Raw genomic sequence first — 15,517 nt, forward strand, 5'->3', positions numbered from 1 at the left:
ATACCATAGACAGCTCATCACAAAATGGAGGGACGACTCCTGGCCGTCCCTTTAGGAGCGAGTCACTGAGTCAAATGTATTGAGGTTGCTTGAGTATGAAAGGCTCTCCTTATGCCAGAGATACCAAGCGTAAATTGCGTTTGCTAGGAAAATAATATATTCAAGCGAAAGAAACAGAACACCACGATAATAATAAAGCCCTACACTAATCACATTAACGATCACCCATAATATCCAGCTTTCTACATATCGTCTTGTCAACAAATACATGGCAAATACAGATAAAACGGTCGTTGTAGCATCCCAATACGGCAAAGCTGCATTGGTGTGAGAATAGCTCTCACCTAATATTGTTGCGACTAATGTTGCCAGTAAGGAAAAAATCGGGTCTATAAAAGTGCCAAGTAAAACAATAGATATAACTGAAGTCACAATCATTCTAAGTTGATAAGCTTTATTCATATAACGAATACTAAAAAGCTCACTGCCATCATCTTTTTTCTTTTTCCACCAAATCCAACCAAATATTGAGATCACGATAAAATAAATATTAAGTAACTGATCTGAGTAGAGGTTAATTTGATAGAACATGACGGCTAAGCCACCACATGCAATAATGGACAGCGGATAAGCTGAGATATGGTTTTTACGAAAAGCAATCACAGAGCCTAGATTAAGCAGGCTAACCCAAAATTCCAGATAAGACATCGCATAAGTATCGACACCCCAGCCTGCAATTGGGAAAGTATACATAATGGTATTGATATTAAATAAAGTATCTAGCATGGTAAACATTTCTATTTATAATGGCAGGACAAGTACAAGTTTTGGCCATGTACCCTTCAGAACTGATGTAATACAGTAATATAATACAACGCACAGAGTTGCACTATCTTTTATAATAAAAATCAAAATACCATTAATAATTTCAATAAGCTTGTCCCTACGTTTTAAATCAAAATCTAACTCGACAAAAATATTGCTCGATTACGGTCAAAATCTGGACAGCCGAATGGCCGTCCAGTTCCCAAGCGCTCCCTCTAAGATCCAGATTCTTCAACCCGTGAATAAATATCAAATTGATTCCCTGCTCTATTCACTGCAATCAACATTCCTGAAAAATCTGGTGTATCTTGTTCTTCCATAATAGAGCGCTTCGCACGGCTGACTTCAACGCTATCCTCAAGCCTTTGTGAAAATTCCATCGTGTCCATTTCAACTTGCCTTAGCTTTTTAATATCCATATCAAAGGCACCTTGATTGGTTCGGGATTTATCAAGCAGTGAGACATACTGTGCGATTGAGTCTGCATTTTTGATCCCTTTCGAGTCCCTAACATTTTTAAGGTTTGGTAAATCTCCACCAGCAAAATCACTCACTGGAGAATCACCTAATGGGCCGCTTTCATGTTTAATCTTATTGTTACCTAGGTTAATAAGCTCATAAATATCCACATCTCCCGTTGCCTGCTTTTGTGTTCCAACATAAATAAAATCTAAACTCTGCGGTTTACCATGGGAAATTTCATGCACGAGTACATCTGCAACCGCGCTGTCACTTTCACCCATTTTTTTATAATACGAAGACAAGGAATCTTTATAAACTTTGAGAAACTTAGAATTTGGATCACGAGCAAACTTGAGGTAATCCTCTTTGGACAACGCCGCAACTGCACTGCCACTTCCTGCGTCAGATATATCAAAATTAACTTCAGATATTTTAGACATATCATCACGCATATCCGTTAAAAAATTTGTTAACCTCTGCTGGCTCGCTGGATCTTCAAAAAAGCCTTTTCCAAAAAATGCATCCTGTGCGAGCTTAACCTCTTTTTCTAGCATAGAATTACTCATCGCGGTTAATGCGTTATCAAGCTTCGATTGTGCTATTGGTAGCGCTTTCTTTAGGCTTCTTTTAGCTTTTCTAGCAAGTAAAAAACTTGCACCAGGTAATTTTTTAGTCTCAAACGCTAACTTACTCCCTTGACCTGCATCTAGCCCACTTAATAGGGAATGATTGTCTTTTTTCAGAGCTCTATCGACATCATGGAAAACACGCTCAAGGTTTTGTTTAATCGTCGTCACTTTTCCTTCAGGTAGAGCTTCGCCAACCGTAGGAATAATGTATGAGCTGTCAAAATCAATCAGCGAAAACTTGCCCGACTGCGAATCATAAAGCACATTACCTAAGTTAATGTCATTATGATCAATTCCATTAATTCTGAGTTTTTCCGCCAAAGAGCCTACAATGTCCTCGTCCTTAAATTTGCGCACAACATCAGCCAATTCCGGTCGCCCATTCTCAATCATGCTTGATAAAGATTCACCTGCAATCTTCTTCATCTTGATGGAGACTTCCTTTTTCATAGGGTCAGCTCCATTATGAAGAATGACTTCAGCCACCCCCTCTCCATAAAGGCGATTGAAAGCGGTTTCGGTATTTCTTGCAGCATGCAAACGACCAAGCTTGGAACGTGCTTGATTATCATCTAAATGAATAAAACCTGTGTAATCTTTGATAACAAATTCATTATCATATCGATATACCTTACAAATAGATCCTGAACCAATCTCGTTGATGGGATCTCGGTAACTACGATCTACCGTCTTTACTCTTCCGAGGTCAATATTTTGTTCACTTGCTCGCTGCACAAACTCTCTGAAAGATTTGTTATTCACAACATCGATTGACCGATTTACTGACGGTGTTTTTCGAAACAGCTTACATAAGCCTCCAGCTCCTATTGCCCGTTTTGGCCTTGAACAGTCCATTGTCTCAGAGAAACCTTGCACCAGCTCATCATTAAAACGAGAGTGGCCGCTTTCCAAAATTTCTCTTGGCAATTCAACACTTCGAGAAGCCAAGTTTCTCATTTCTTTATTTTTAAAAAATGCACTGGAGGCACTTTCAATGGCTTTACCTGCAAGTCGGCCTGCTATTTCGCCTCCCACTTCAAAACCCACTTCCATTGCAATTGAAATGGCAGCTTCTTTTAAATATTTATCACGCTCAGCCTGGGTATCACTGATCGCCGCTTTTCCAAGTAAAGGGGCTGCAGAGATGGCTGCTCCATAAAGAAAACCCGAAATTGGCCCCATCAACATCGCAGGTAAAGCTAAGATATGAGATACCTCTTCAAGTGCGTTAAAAATCTCAAGCAATGTTGCTTCTGAAGATGACAGAACAAGAGCGTCCATGTTATGCGCATACTGCTCTACCGTACGTTCAAATAGATACGAATAATCTCCTCCTTGTTTTGATATATTCATCTCGTCAAAATCGCCTGCGAATTCGGCATCAAAATGGATTTTGAACCAATCATTGAGCTGTGAGTCCTTTTTTAGCTTTGCCTTAAGATCATTTAGAGAACTAAATCGCTGAGCTTTATTACTCAGTAAGGACACCACTTTTATTGGACTATGTTCTGGGCTCAGCCCACCAGCAAGGTGACGGGAATATTTAGGGCCATCTTCTGGGGCTGAATAAATAAGCAGCATTGGAGCCTCTTTGATGACATAAGAGTCCTGAATATTCACACTATGAAGTTGAAGAACCGATTCAGCATAGTGATAAAACTGTTGTTTGAATTTTGAGTCAGATTTTAACTTGAGAAGACTATCTTTGAATTTATCCTGAACATTCTCATTCTCTAAGCGATTTAATAGTCCCTTTGATATCGAGCCAGACGGTTTACGAATGTTATAAGTAGAATTCTCTGCCCTCCAACGTCGTTCTTTACCTGCAAGAATATCTGCAACAGAAAATGTTTTTGTTATAGGTGGATTTTCATGCTTTGCGACCGTCTGCCACTCCATATTGAGAGACCTAACACTGTAGCGAAACGAAACCTTATCGGTTAATTTTACCTCTTCCCCTTTCGCTAGACGATCAAGGACGGTTTGAAAATATTTTTGTGGCGTTTCCAAATTATGAGATAGAGATTCGCGGCTTTCTTCTACACCCGTTTGACGATTCAAGAATTGATCAAACTTTGCTATCGTATCTCTTTCTTGATCAATAAATTCGCGAAGAGCATAGTGTATCCCATCTGGCCATGAAATTATCACATTATCCCGCGAAGTTATTGGATGGTTTATCGCCTTACTGCACATATAATCGGCAACAGAAATAACATCATATTTTGAGCTCATCGCCCCTTCGTTATATCTATAAATCAAATCTGATTGCAAAAACTTATCTATATCTATTCCTTTGAAAAGATAGGCGTCTATACCATTATGAGCGGTTTTGATGTCATGAAGTCGAGACGAGGCATACAAAGCCGTAGCTGTGTCAGACATTTTAGCATTATCTTGGCTTAACCCCGCTAGTGATTTCATTGCAATAACTTCAATTTCAGAAGCAAGATTCCTTTGTTCTTGACTGTCTTCATCTGTTAATTTTCCAGACTTGAAGTCAATCATTTCCTGATAGACTGATTCCCGCTCAAAATACAGCGGCGTTTTTTTACGATACATCTCACCTAACTTGGCACCAAACAGATTATCGACATCTTTATCAAATTTATCTGCAACTCTTTTTTCTGAAAATGAAACTGCATCAATGATAGAATCGAAGTTTTCCATAGCCGCAACAAAATCGACCGTATCTAAGTTGTGACCATCTAGAGACTTAGCAAATGCTTGTAATTGGCTAATCGATTGGTCGAAATCCAACGCTCTCGCTTCTAATAAACGAGGTATTTTGTTGGTGATTACAAGCAGCCCATCCAAAAGTGCAATTTTTCCATTAAGTTGGGTACGCTCTGCCTCGCGCTCCCCCTCACGCGAAGTCGTCACTAAAGAAGACAGTTCAGCCACTAGTTTGATACGCTCCAAAACGAGCTTTTCTGATATATCTTCAACCAAGGTAAGGTCATTAGATTCACTGTGCCAAAATCCTAATAATTCACGATAAACTGCCCCAACCTCCAAAGGAACATGGGGCGCACGATCAGCTTGAGATAATTTATCGAGTTTGTCATCGAGGAAACGTTTCCTAAACCTAAGCAGATTAAGCTGCTTAAACCGATCCATTGACATATTTTGACCACGCCTTCTCATTGCCCTCAATTCCATTAAATTAGCTTGAACTGGCTCTAATTTTGAAATGAAGAAGAGTTTTTTCTTTTCAGCTGAAAGATCATCTCGTTGAAATTTCTCAGTCATCCTTGTGATGAACTTTTCCTTTATTTTTTCATAGTCTCTTTTTCTATTTTTTCTAGAGCTATCAACCGATCGTTTTACTCGATTTTCATCTAATGGTTCACTATCATCTAATTCCTTCTCGAAAGTCAGTCTCTCTAGTTCTTCGAGATCTTGATCTGATAGCTGAGAAAAGATATCCCATAACTCATCTTGAATATCTTTATTAACGATAGGGACGCCATCTTGAAGTGTCATAAGATCTTCAATATAGCTATCAATATTTTCTTTTATCAGTTCCAGCTCACTCGACACCCGGTCAAGGTTTGCTTCTTGCTGTGACGAATTCACATCATCAAGAATATCGGGGGATTCAGCATCATTATCGCCGCGCAAATATTGATCGGCAGCTTTATAGGCAGCATAAAGCCCTCCACCAACCATTGTAGCTCCTGCTACGAGAGCCAACGCTGCAGGTGAACGGTGCCGAGATACTGCGGCACCGACGCCGATACCTTCAGTCAATAAGGGAATTTCAGCAGCATTGCCGGCAGCAACGGCGGCAGCGCCCCCAATCAAGATAGCGGTTTCTGCTCTTGGCTGGCTAGAATCACTCTTAGCAAACTTATCATCCTCTGCGACAGGCGATGCCGTTCCCTCACTCTTACGCAAATTGGGATGAACTTCCTCTCCCTTATTTGGTGCAGAAGGTCTCGCTAAGTCTTTAGGTTGAGTATCATCTGTCTTATCAAAAAAAGTATCTTCTGAACTATCGAGGAAGCTGCCATCCGGTACGAATTCTTGCTTTACTCGAACAAGATCTTGCCCAAATGACTGAAGAAAATGCAAAGCAAGGGAGCCTGCACTGTTATTCATGGCCTTTTGTTTCGAATTTCCTTTCCCTTCTCGTACTTTAATCTCTGTTATCAGCTTAAACGCTTCACTTGAAATATTTTGCTTTCTTTCCTTCCCTAGACTTGAATCTGCCAACGTATTAAACACCTCATCGAAAGGCATTTGTTCATAATTCTTACTTATCTGAGCAAGTGAAACCCACTCAAGTACACGCTCTAGATCTTCCTTCTTTTGGCTATCGCTGCAGTTTATGATCTTTGCTTCCAACCTTTGAAAGACATCCGTAGCCACATTTTGTTTAGGGCGGGCAAAGGTAGGCAAAGAAGGCAAATCTTTATCCCCACCGACCCTTGAAACTTTTCTTATCGATTTAGAGAAATTTTGCTTTGAGCTTTTCAATAGGTTTTTAGGTTCACTACTAGGCTCAGAAGTACCTGTTTGGATTGTTACATTTGAAGGTGTTAGCATTTTTCAAGCACGCGTCGTTAATGTGTTGAACAGAGAGACGCAAATTAGGGTCGCGACACTCTGCACGATACGGTGAAAATTTGTATGTTCATCGATCCATGGTGGCACTTTACAAATAATCGCATCTATCAGCCCAATTCTGAAATAGAGTTACTCCAATCAATATTGTGAGGAGTTATGCCCAAGTGGCCTTAAGATACTTGAGATAATTAAAATCAAATACAATGGAGGACGTCGCTGATATTAATTTTAATATTGTGGAAAGGTGATACCTAAATCACCATACTATTGATGATTTATTGTGAATGATATCGTAAGTCACTAAATTTATTTTCATTTAATAAATTACAACATAAATATAAAAAATAAAAAGTTGATGAGTTTTTAGATTAATAAACTCTTGCTCCCCTACTGACTCCTTTCATCTTTCAAAAAAACAGTAAAAGTAGTGATTATCACTATTTACTTTTAAATAACACCTTCTAATCGTATTTTTCTTTATTGAATACAAAGATTTATTAGAATGTTCACTTATTCATTTGGATCGCCAAAGCTACAATATCGAAGGCTCCGCTTTTAAAGACATTGACACGATCTCTCTAAAGTACTTTCAAACACAAAAAGTACGTAAAAATAAACAGCATCAAGCACCCAGTACCAAAAAAGCCAACAAATACCCTAACAAGCAAAAGGTGCATTACAAGAATAGAACCAAGCAAAGGAAGCGACTAGAAATATTCAAAACTTTAAGACACTAGAAATAAATGTAGAAGAACAAAGCCAAGCACGAACCATCACAGAGTTAGAGCAAACAACTCAGAGATTAGAAGCTCAGCACGAGCAAAAAATAGCGAGTTATAGGATCCAAGTGCTAGATACCGTAAGCATATAGCAGCTTATTCAAGTACAAGAGGTCAATACCATGAAAAAAACCAGTAACCAAATACGGTGAAAATATAAAATCATACTCGAATACAAAAAGTGAATACCGGGAATGGGCATCTAAAGACTAGGGTATATACCCTAGTAATAAGAAGGAAAAAAGAGGGCGATCTAATGAGCGCCCGGTTATTTTAAAGACGAGTCCATACTATTCAAGTAACGCAGCCTTTGCTTTGTCTAAATCAACCGCATCTTTGGCTTTATCTTTATCAATGGACTCATAGGCTTTTTTGTAATCGACATCTGTTCCATCCACTGATGATTTTAACTTTTCCATATCAAGCGAATCAGTCACTTTTTCTTTATCGACAGACTCTGTCAGCTTATTGACATCGACAGCCAGTACCATATTGGGTACAGCAAAACATACTGCAATTAATAAAGATATCACTTTTTTCATGACGCAACTCCTGGGTACTTAGTAGGTGACTAGGTAGATAGAGTATAGGTCGGTTATTTATATATACCCAAAATAAAATAGGGGTACAGGTTGGAGGACCCCTATTTTTTCTAGCCTTTATTGTTTAATTTCTGCCTTTTATCTCGCGATTATTAACCCATCTATTTATTGAGAAAGAAACTCGTATAACCTGGTAGCATATCATCAAGTTGTCCAAATAATTTATAGCCTTGTTTCTTATAAAATTCATTTAGGCCAAATTTAGCATTTCAAACTCTTCATCGCTTGGCTTAGCCACTTATGTAATTTTCAATACAACATATCCCTATATCGAATTTACCGCAATATAAACAAGATTTTAAAGGCAAAACTTAGGTAATTAAGCACACAAAAAGACCATCTAGCCTACCCTATTAGAAAAATCGCAACTGAGGGCACAAGCAAGCTCCATCTTCCTCAATAAACTTTTCAATACCTTGAGAATTTACGTGTAAAATGAGATGCTCAGATTGGTATCTCAGAAAGATATTCAATTTTTTTAACAATCTCAAAAATTAACACTAGCTGGATTTTCTAATAGCTTGAAATTTTCGAGGCTTCATTCTATGGGATGTATCTAACCTAGAGTCCTTTATTTCTCCCCAAATCATATGATCAGTAATTCTATAAATCATAACACTATTATTTTCGCTGGTCCCTTGGAGAATGCCATTTTTTAAAGAAAGACTAATCGGTGAGCTGAATTGACCATTTAAGAATAAGTAAACTCTATTCTCGTATGAATTAAAAGTGATATAGTAAATATTATTATTATTATATTCATGATCTTTTAATATCCAACTTGTATTATGCACACGTTCTAAAAATGATGAATCTATCGGCTTTTGATATTCAACAATATTGAGATCATTCTGATTTGATAGATAAATAATCTCCTTTACTCCATCATTATCTAAATCACCAAGCTCAAATGATTTCACTCCATAATAAGAACTAGAACCTTTAACGATTGTGATTGGTTCCAATGGATTTCTTGAAGATGCATGGCTTGAAAGAGAGAAAAGGAAAAGTGTAACAAATATAATGTTTTTCATACATAACCTCAAATTACTTCTTAATGAATGCTTTAAACGGTGTTAATTCAGCATTGCCACCATCAATGCTATAATCTGATAGCTTGCCCCAAATCATGGTAGGAGTAACACCTTCGATAATGATATATCCAACACTGGAAAGGTAAGGTGGAGAAATAGTATTATATTGACTAATTTTTAAATCAAGTGACTTCATCCCTCCATTAAGTGAAACAGTTTTACCATCGTAGTTAAAACTTAACGTATAATTACTTCCATATTGATGCTCTGAAAGTACCCATCTGCTATAAGCTAGAAAATTAAATGTTGTCTCATTTAATGTAGGTGAAACTTTTATATATTTTATACTGTTTTGTTCATCTTGATAGACAATTTCATCAAGTCCATCACCATCAATATCCCCCACTTTATATGAATGAGCAGATTTTAATATTTCTGCCATATTTATAATATTACTTGAATTTGAGTAATCATAACTTGCCGAGACTGAAAGAGGAAAAAAGCAAGATATAACAATAGGTAAAAATTTTAAGTTCATTTTAAGCTCAACCTGTTGAATAAGAGTGAAAATCATATTTTCTTTACCTTGCAAGTCAATTACTGTTATATGTGTTTTTCGAATGAAATCACAGAATTAATGGAATGTTATTCTAAAAAAGACAAACTAATGAGTATGATTCATTTAGGCTTTTTGCAAACAATTGAAAGTATTTCTGAGGTGCGCATCTGAGCATCTCATTCCACATGTAAATTCCAGATATACTGAAAAGTTCATCTAGGAAGGCGGAGCTCTATTACATCCTCAGTTTCAGCTCATCGGCAACGCAATCAAAAATCAAACTAACTTTTCAAAAAAGTAAGTTATGTAGTGAGAATTTCGCTATTGAAATCAGACTGGTCATATATCTTCACTCAGTGATGAATCATAGTTAAAGTCCAGCGGTTCATGAAGTTTTTATCACAAAGCCCAAAAAGATTAGACATCTATTATTAACCTCTTACTACTGCTGTTATTTTATTTTCGATATTTCTGTATATCTCTTGCAGATCAACCGTGTTGTCAATTGATGAAAACGTCATAATATTCACCTTCACGTCAGCTTTAGACCCATTACGGTATGGAAGAACTTCTATTGTAGAAATAACGCGAAAACCAGGTAACTCAAACGCGTATTCATCTCGATCTATTGAAGTTAATAGTCTTTTAAAGTTACTCTTCACAGTGTCAGGGCCGTATTTAGAGTCTACTGAAAAATGATGGGTATAAAAACTATGACTTAGAAATGTGTTAATATTAAACCTTGGTACTGGGTATGGAAAGGCAACGCCATCTTGATATTTAGAGACTTTCTTGGGTTCAAAGGTCACTGACATTTTATCTGGAGAGACGATTCTATGGACCTCATATATTACTCCCGATCCTGTAATGCCATTATGAGTTCTTCTTTCAACACGTAGAATATCACTATCATAACTCCACTCCAGCGTTTCAAACGTGTGTTCCCCTGATTGCTTATTGAAATTAGAAAATTTTATCTTATCAATATCATAATCTTGTGGCAAAAGATAAGTAACTGTAGGCTCTGACTGTAATACCATACAATCGGTCTTACCTGGGATTAACTGGACATCAAGAGCCGTGCTCGAACATCCCCCCTGTAGGCCCATTATAAATAGAATTAATAATTTTTTCCTTCTGCTCATATGAACAATCCTTGTTAAAACTTAGCTCTAAATACTTTAGCTTTTACACTTAACTTTATGAAATAAATTTTAGTATCAATTTCTTCGAGTTAAAAATCCAAAGAGTATTTATATTTAGTTATTAGAATATAATTCTAATAAAGACACTCGGTCTTATATTTAGTGTAAACAAAAGATTTATAATTTCTATTAGAAATAAAACAAGGACAAGTAAAGAAAATAGCCACTTATATCACAAAAAATATGAAAAATCCTGCATATAAATAAAAAAACAAAGCGTAGTGAAAGATGCCATATGTTGAGAATCAATTTATTGCACAGATTGAAAATGTTTCTGAGGTACCCACCAGGATATCTCTTTCACTTGCTAGTGATCTACATATTGCCGTAAACGACCTTCGCATTTGAGCCAATCAATAGCATTACCATAAGATGCATGTTTATTGATACCTCATGCTTTGGGATAAGAGGGCCATTTTATAACGACGTAACTTCCTTATGCCCGATATGACTGTAGTGAATAAACCAAAGATAAATCGTGGAGTGATTAAAGAACACACTTCGTTCGGATAACATACTGAGAGTGACATAGCTCATGGCGCTAAACCATACCAATGAGCGCGCCACAAGATAAGTTTGGGGATAATTGGCACCATTTAATTCAGGTTTGCCCACACAACATTGCGTAGTGATGAATTATATTTAAAGCATTGATGTTTTTAAAAAATATCAAATGTCTAATACGGAGCAACACTCGATAGTGAGCATTTGCGAAATATCAACACATACCAACATCACCAAGTTGCATATTGACCCAAAAAAATTTAACCTTGCTGCCTGACAAAAATCATGGAATCATTCTCATGCAACGCATATTACCACTCATAACTTTTTCTATCACAACCGCTTTCCCATCAACTTTATTTGCACAAGATTATTATGCTGTAACAAGTTGCGACCAACTGGTTAATATATACAATGAAAATAACAACCCACTGTATGTTGATATCATCAATGACCTTGATTGTACAAACACAACAACGTTAGTGGAGACACTAACAGGCACGATTAACGGCAATGGCAATAGCATCAATAATCTAAATTTCCAAAATGAAAGAGGATATAAATTAACTAACGCAAATCTAGAAAAAATCACTTTCGAAAACACATCGATCCACAATGAATTTAGTTTTAAAAACTTACTAGACATTAATGATCATTGGCGTAATGTCACATTCACAAACCTAAAAACCACAGGTGCACCATTCGACCAATTATTTTATACCATTAGTAACAAAGAACTTACCGATGTATCAATTGACTTGTCTGGGATAAAGTTTGCTGGTGTTGAAGGCCTACTCTCTTCAAGTATAAACAGATCAACAATTTCAAATTTAAAACTACTAAACGGTTTTATAAGCCGTAAGTCTTCATCACCGCTATCTTTACTGAGTAATAGTATGAGTGATACATCCTTAACTAACGTTAAGCTCTCAAATATGACCATTATCGGCCAACCTACTGGGAGAAGTGGGAGAACCAATATCGTTGGACAAATAAGTAACTCTGTTGTTAATAGTTTGACTCTAGAAAACATCATTTTCTCGCGTTCAGAAGAGGATGCCTTCTTTTATGATGAGTCTGATAATCAAAACTCTTACAATAATATCTATCATAACTTATTTGATGATACAACAGATGCTAGGACTATCTCATTAGTGTTTAAACCAGAAGAGGATTTATCAGAGCGCATAATAAATTTCCAATCTATGAACCAACCAATACAGCCACCAGCGATGTGTACCCCTTATTTACTACGAGATAATTATTTCGGTATTAATGCAGAATAAATCTAAACAGTGATACTGAAGTGGCTAATCTAAGTAGCCACTTCAATATACTCTCTCAAACCTCATAAGCTTCTGTGAGAGTTCTTTTTCAGATTCCCTGAAAAAAGTTTACGCCTCAAAGGTATGCTCAAACGTTGCAATACCACCACTTTGCCAGAAAAATTAAATTGAACCCAAGGTTTCTATTACTAAAAAATTAGCAGTTACAATTCATCTTCAATTATGTCTAGTCTAGAACCTCTCGTTGGAAAAGCAGTGATGACATAACCATCACTACCAACCACGATAGCAACGTTGGTGAAAAGATAGTGGTAACGACCATATACAAATGTTACAGCAGCATAGTCTCTCCGTTGTCCACCCTCACCTGTTCTCGTTGTAATATAAGGATTACTATTTACACTAGTTAAGGCTGCCATAAGCATGTGTGCCAACATATCTCGGTTATGGAAGCCATGCCGAGTAAAGTCGCCTTGATGGCCCCCATCTTTGTTTGTCCATATGTGCTCCAACCCGAAGCTAGCCCTTCCTCTACGGCCATTATTAGCATCAGACAAAATAATGAAATTCCTATTATTTCCTGAAGCGACACCGTCATAAGCAACTGCCCAGGTATGTCCAGTAAGTTCATTCATACTCATACGTGAACTTACGCCACTATTATTGAAGGCCTTGAGCATATTATGAAAGTTTGAAGAATCTGAACTTCTGGTAAAGTATCGCCCCCCAGTTTGCAAAAGTGGTGGCAAGCTCACTACTGTTTCTGTCGGCTTCTTATTCGCTCTTCTTCTTATTTTTTGCACACACTGAGAGCTATCGTCATCTTTTACTTCTGGGTCGTTGTGGGCACAAGACCCCGTCAAGACATTATCATTACGCTTCTTGCCTTTCTTGGTCCGTCGTGAAACAAGTTTATCCTGCTTTACATTTGACACATTGGCAATTTGCATTGCACTATTTAATAGGTCTATTGCAACCTCGGGGTTTCCGTTGATAAAGAAGTCAAGGTGACTATTTCCAGTATTAACTGATAATGCAGTGCTGGCTCCTTGCGCAGAAAGATTTAGATGTTCTTGAACATCATTAATAACAGTACTAAGCTGGTTTCGAGTGAGGTCGCCCATCAGATTAATTGCCTCATTCTGCTCCGTGGTGCATTCTCCTTCATTTGTATCGGTATTCACATTGTCACCACAAGCTAACACATTCATAGCGGTGTTAAATCCATCAGGATTATCACTGTGTGGCTGAACTTCTATTACCTCATAAACCACATTATTGCTGTTACCTGTCAGTTGAGGATCATCAACAATAAGGGGAGGTACATTAGCTGTTGGTTGGTGGCTTTTAATACCACAGACACTCGGCTCTCCCAACCATCTAGCAAATGCCCAAGCTCCAAGACTTTGTAACGACTGAATGAAATCTTCAAGGCACCTCTTTTGACGACGATGCGTGGACGGCAGTGCCAAAGGTATGGTTGTTTGTTGAGCTAAAATAAGATTGCTTAAATCACTGGCGTACCTATTTTCTTGAACTGAACTGGAAAGTACGCTTATATGTTTGCCGCTAAAGTATCGATCATTAATGGCTTCAGTACTTGTACTATAAAGAAGGTGATAAGATGACCACTGGTTTTGTGAATACTCATCAGTTCGAAAGTGGATTGGGCTACTCAGAAGTGAGTCACCCATAACGCTAATGCCAGTCTCAGGGAAATAATCAGCACGATTAATCTCCAAAGATAAGTTGGTTTTCTCAAATAGTTGTTTTTGTGCTTTATCAGAAAAAATATTCAGTGTGACCAGGACATATCCTTCTTCAACATCTTCCTTAAGATTTAATTTAAATTCCCAATATTTCATGAGAGGATTTCCTGAGCCGGGTGTAAAGAGAAAAGAATTTAAAAGCGATGGTGTAGGGCCTAGCGCTCTCTCGCCTGTGCCGTTATATCGCATAAACAGTTCATTTCCTCTAATATCTCCTACAAGACCAACATAGCCCCAATTTCTATCTTGGTCTACGGAAATACCTGAATCTGGCGTTGAATCTTCACCAATAGCTCTTATCATGAAGCTTGAACTGCTGTCTTGATTAACTTTGATGAGAATTCTAATTCGACTAATTAAGTTGTCGCCATACTTTACACGAGAGATTTGGTCAGTCGTTGTTGTGTGTAAAACACCATTATTCCACACTTGATTTATTGCTAGTTCATTGTAAATAATCTTTTGATATTTAGTTTCACTACTCGTATCAACAGCATAGAAACTTCCATTTTGCTTGGTACAAAGACTTTGCCCTGTTGGAATATTTGAATTATTGTCTTCGATATTAACGATGTACTCAAAAGCATCATGAACGACATTAATACTATTGTCATAGTTAATAGATAATGTCTTTCCATTATCTAGAAAATATCTTCCCCACATATCAATCTTATTTTGATTATAGAGCGAACCAGATAGCTTACTAGCTTCTGCTGGCTTTAGTAACCTATAGCCACTTTCACATTGTTCACCATGAACTTCGACATGATTAGGAGTGATATCAATTATAGCCAATGAGCTGGTTGAATAAACTACAGATAGGAATAATATTATTTTGTTTTTATGCATTAAATTTACCTCATTCATTAGTAATGAAATAGAGTCAGGAGAAGAGGTTCCTAAGTGATAAAATAAATAAAAATTGATTTAAAATCATTTCGTATGTATCTAAATCATGATATTAATCTGCATCTAAAAGATTCTGTTGAAAATAAAGTGAGAGCCGTGACAGACTCTAGCTTTAATTACAATTCGTATAATATTTTTGGGTTCTATCGCAAACTTTAAGGCTTTAAATTAAAGATTAAGGAAATCTCATAAATGGAACTAACTTTAATATTTTCCAGAAAATTTATTCTGTTAAGGTCATTTATCAGACAGGTTACTACCACCTCAATTATAAACAAAGACCTTAACTACAAAGGACTTGTTGCAAAAATTGAAGAAATTTCTGAGGTGCCTATCAGAGCACCTCTTTTCATGCGTAAATTCCAAAGATATTGAAGAGTTC

At 37.0% G+C, this 15,517-nt stretch carries 8 protein-coding genes; 1 reads left to right on the top strand and 7 read right to left on the bottom strand.

Going from position 1 to position 15,517, the window contains the following annotated elements; translation table 11 throughout:
- Positions 1–51: 51 nt before the first annotated feature.
- The 6 genes from pnuC to VSA01S_RS14040 form a co-directional block, all read right to left on the bottom strand.
- Complete coding sequence (gene pnuC, locus VSA01S_RS14015; protein WP_050567337.1) at positions 52–786, bottom strand: nicotinamide riboside transporter PnuC; 735 nt, start codon at positions 784–786, stop codon at positions 52–54.
- 254 nt (positions 787–1,040) lie between these two features.
- Positions 1,041–6,467 (bottom strand): protein kinase family protein, encoded by a 5,427-nt coding sequence (locus VSA01S_RS14020; protein WP_039981090.1) that lies wholly within the window; start codon positions 6,465–6,467, stop codon positions 1,041–1,043.
- A gap of 1,090 nt (positions 6,468–7,557) precedes the next feature.
- On the bottom strand, positions 7,558–7,809 hold the full coding sequence (locus VSA01S_RS14025) for a hypothetical protein (protein WP_039981089.1): 252 nt from the start codon (positions 7,807–7,809) through the stop codon (positions 7,558–7,560).
- Positions 7,810–8,369: 560 nt separating this feature from the next.
- Positions 8,370–8,903 carry a hypothetical protein gene (locus tag VSA01S_RS14030; protein WP_039981087.1) on the bottom strand — a complete coding sequence of 178 codons (534 nt, stop codon included), beginning with the start codon at positions 8,901–8,903 and terminating at the stop codon, positions 8,370–8,372.
- Positions 8,904–8,916: 13 nt separating this feature from the next.
- The gene (locus VSA01S_RS14035; RefSeq protein WP_145993882.1) at positions 8,917–9,495 is read right to left on the bottom strand and encodes a hypothetical protein; all 579 of its coding nucleotides are present in this window, start codon (positions 9,493–9,495) and stop codon (positions 8,917–8,919) included.
- A gap of 398 nt (positions 9,496–9,893) precedes the next feature.
- The gene (locus VSA01S_RS14040; protein WP_039981085.1) at positions 9,894–10,607 is read right to left on the bottom strand and encodes a hypothetical protein; all 714 of its coding nucleotides are present in this window, start codon (positions 10,605–10,607) and stop codon (positions 9,894–9,896) included.
- An 863-nt stretch (positions 10,608–11,470) separates the two neighbouring features.
- Here VSA01S_RS14040 and VSA01S_RS14045 point away from each other — a divergent pair.
- Complete coding sequence (locus VSA01S_RS14045; protein ID WP_039981083.1) at positions 11,471–12,457, top strand: hypothetical protein; 987 nt, start codon at positions 11,471–11,473, stop codon at positions 12,455–12,457.
- A 203-nt stretch (positions 12,458–12,660) separates the two neighbouring features.
- On the opposite strand, the gene VSA01S_RS14050 is transcribed toward VSA01S_RS14045, so the two are convergent.
- The gene (locus tag VSA01S_RS14050) at positions 12,661–15,075 is read right to left on the bottom strand and encodes a hypothetical protein (RefSeq protein ID WP_039981125.1); all 2,415 of its coding nucleotides are present in this window, start codon (positions 15,073–15,075) and stop codon (positions 12,661–12,663) included.
- Positions 15,076–15,517 lie beyond the last annotated feature (442 nt).

Origin of the sequence: Vibrio sagamiensis NBRC 104589 (genome assembly GCF_007990935.1) — a bacterium.
GTDB classification, from domain to species: domain Bacteria; phylum Pseudomonadota; class Gammaproteobacteria; order Enterobacterales; family Vibrionaceae; genus Vibrio; species Vibrio sagamiensis.

Coding starts and splice junctions, on each gene's coding strand:
- VSA01S_RS14020 (WP_039981090.1), bottom strand. CDS start 6,467: ATGCTAACACCTTCAAATGTAACAATCCAAACAGGTACTTCTGAGCCT.
- VSA01S_RS14045 (WP_039981083.1), top strand. CDS start 11,471: ATGCAACGCATATTACCACTCATAACTTTTTCTATCACAACCGCTTTC.
- VSA01S_RS14025 (WP_039981089.1), bottom strand. CDS start 7,809: ATGAAAAAAGTGATATCTTTATTAATTGCAGTATGTTTTGCTGTACCC.
- VSA01S_RS14030 (WP_039981087.1), bottom strand. CDS start 8,903: ATGAAAAACATTATATTTGTTACACTTTTCCTTTTCTCTCTTTCAAGC.
- VSA01S_RS14050 (WP_039981125.1), bottom strand. CDS start 15,075: ATGCATAAAAACAAAATAATATTATTCCTATCTGTAGTTTATTCAACC.
- pnuC (WP_050567337.1), bottom strand. CDS start 786: ATGCTAGATACTTTATTTAATATCAATACCATTATGTATACTTTCCCA.
- VSA01S_RS14040 (WP_039981085.1), bottom strand. CDS start 10,607: ATGAGCAGAAGGAAAAAATTATTAATTCTATTTATAATGGGCCTACAG.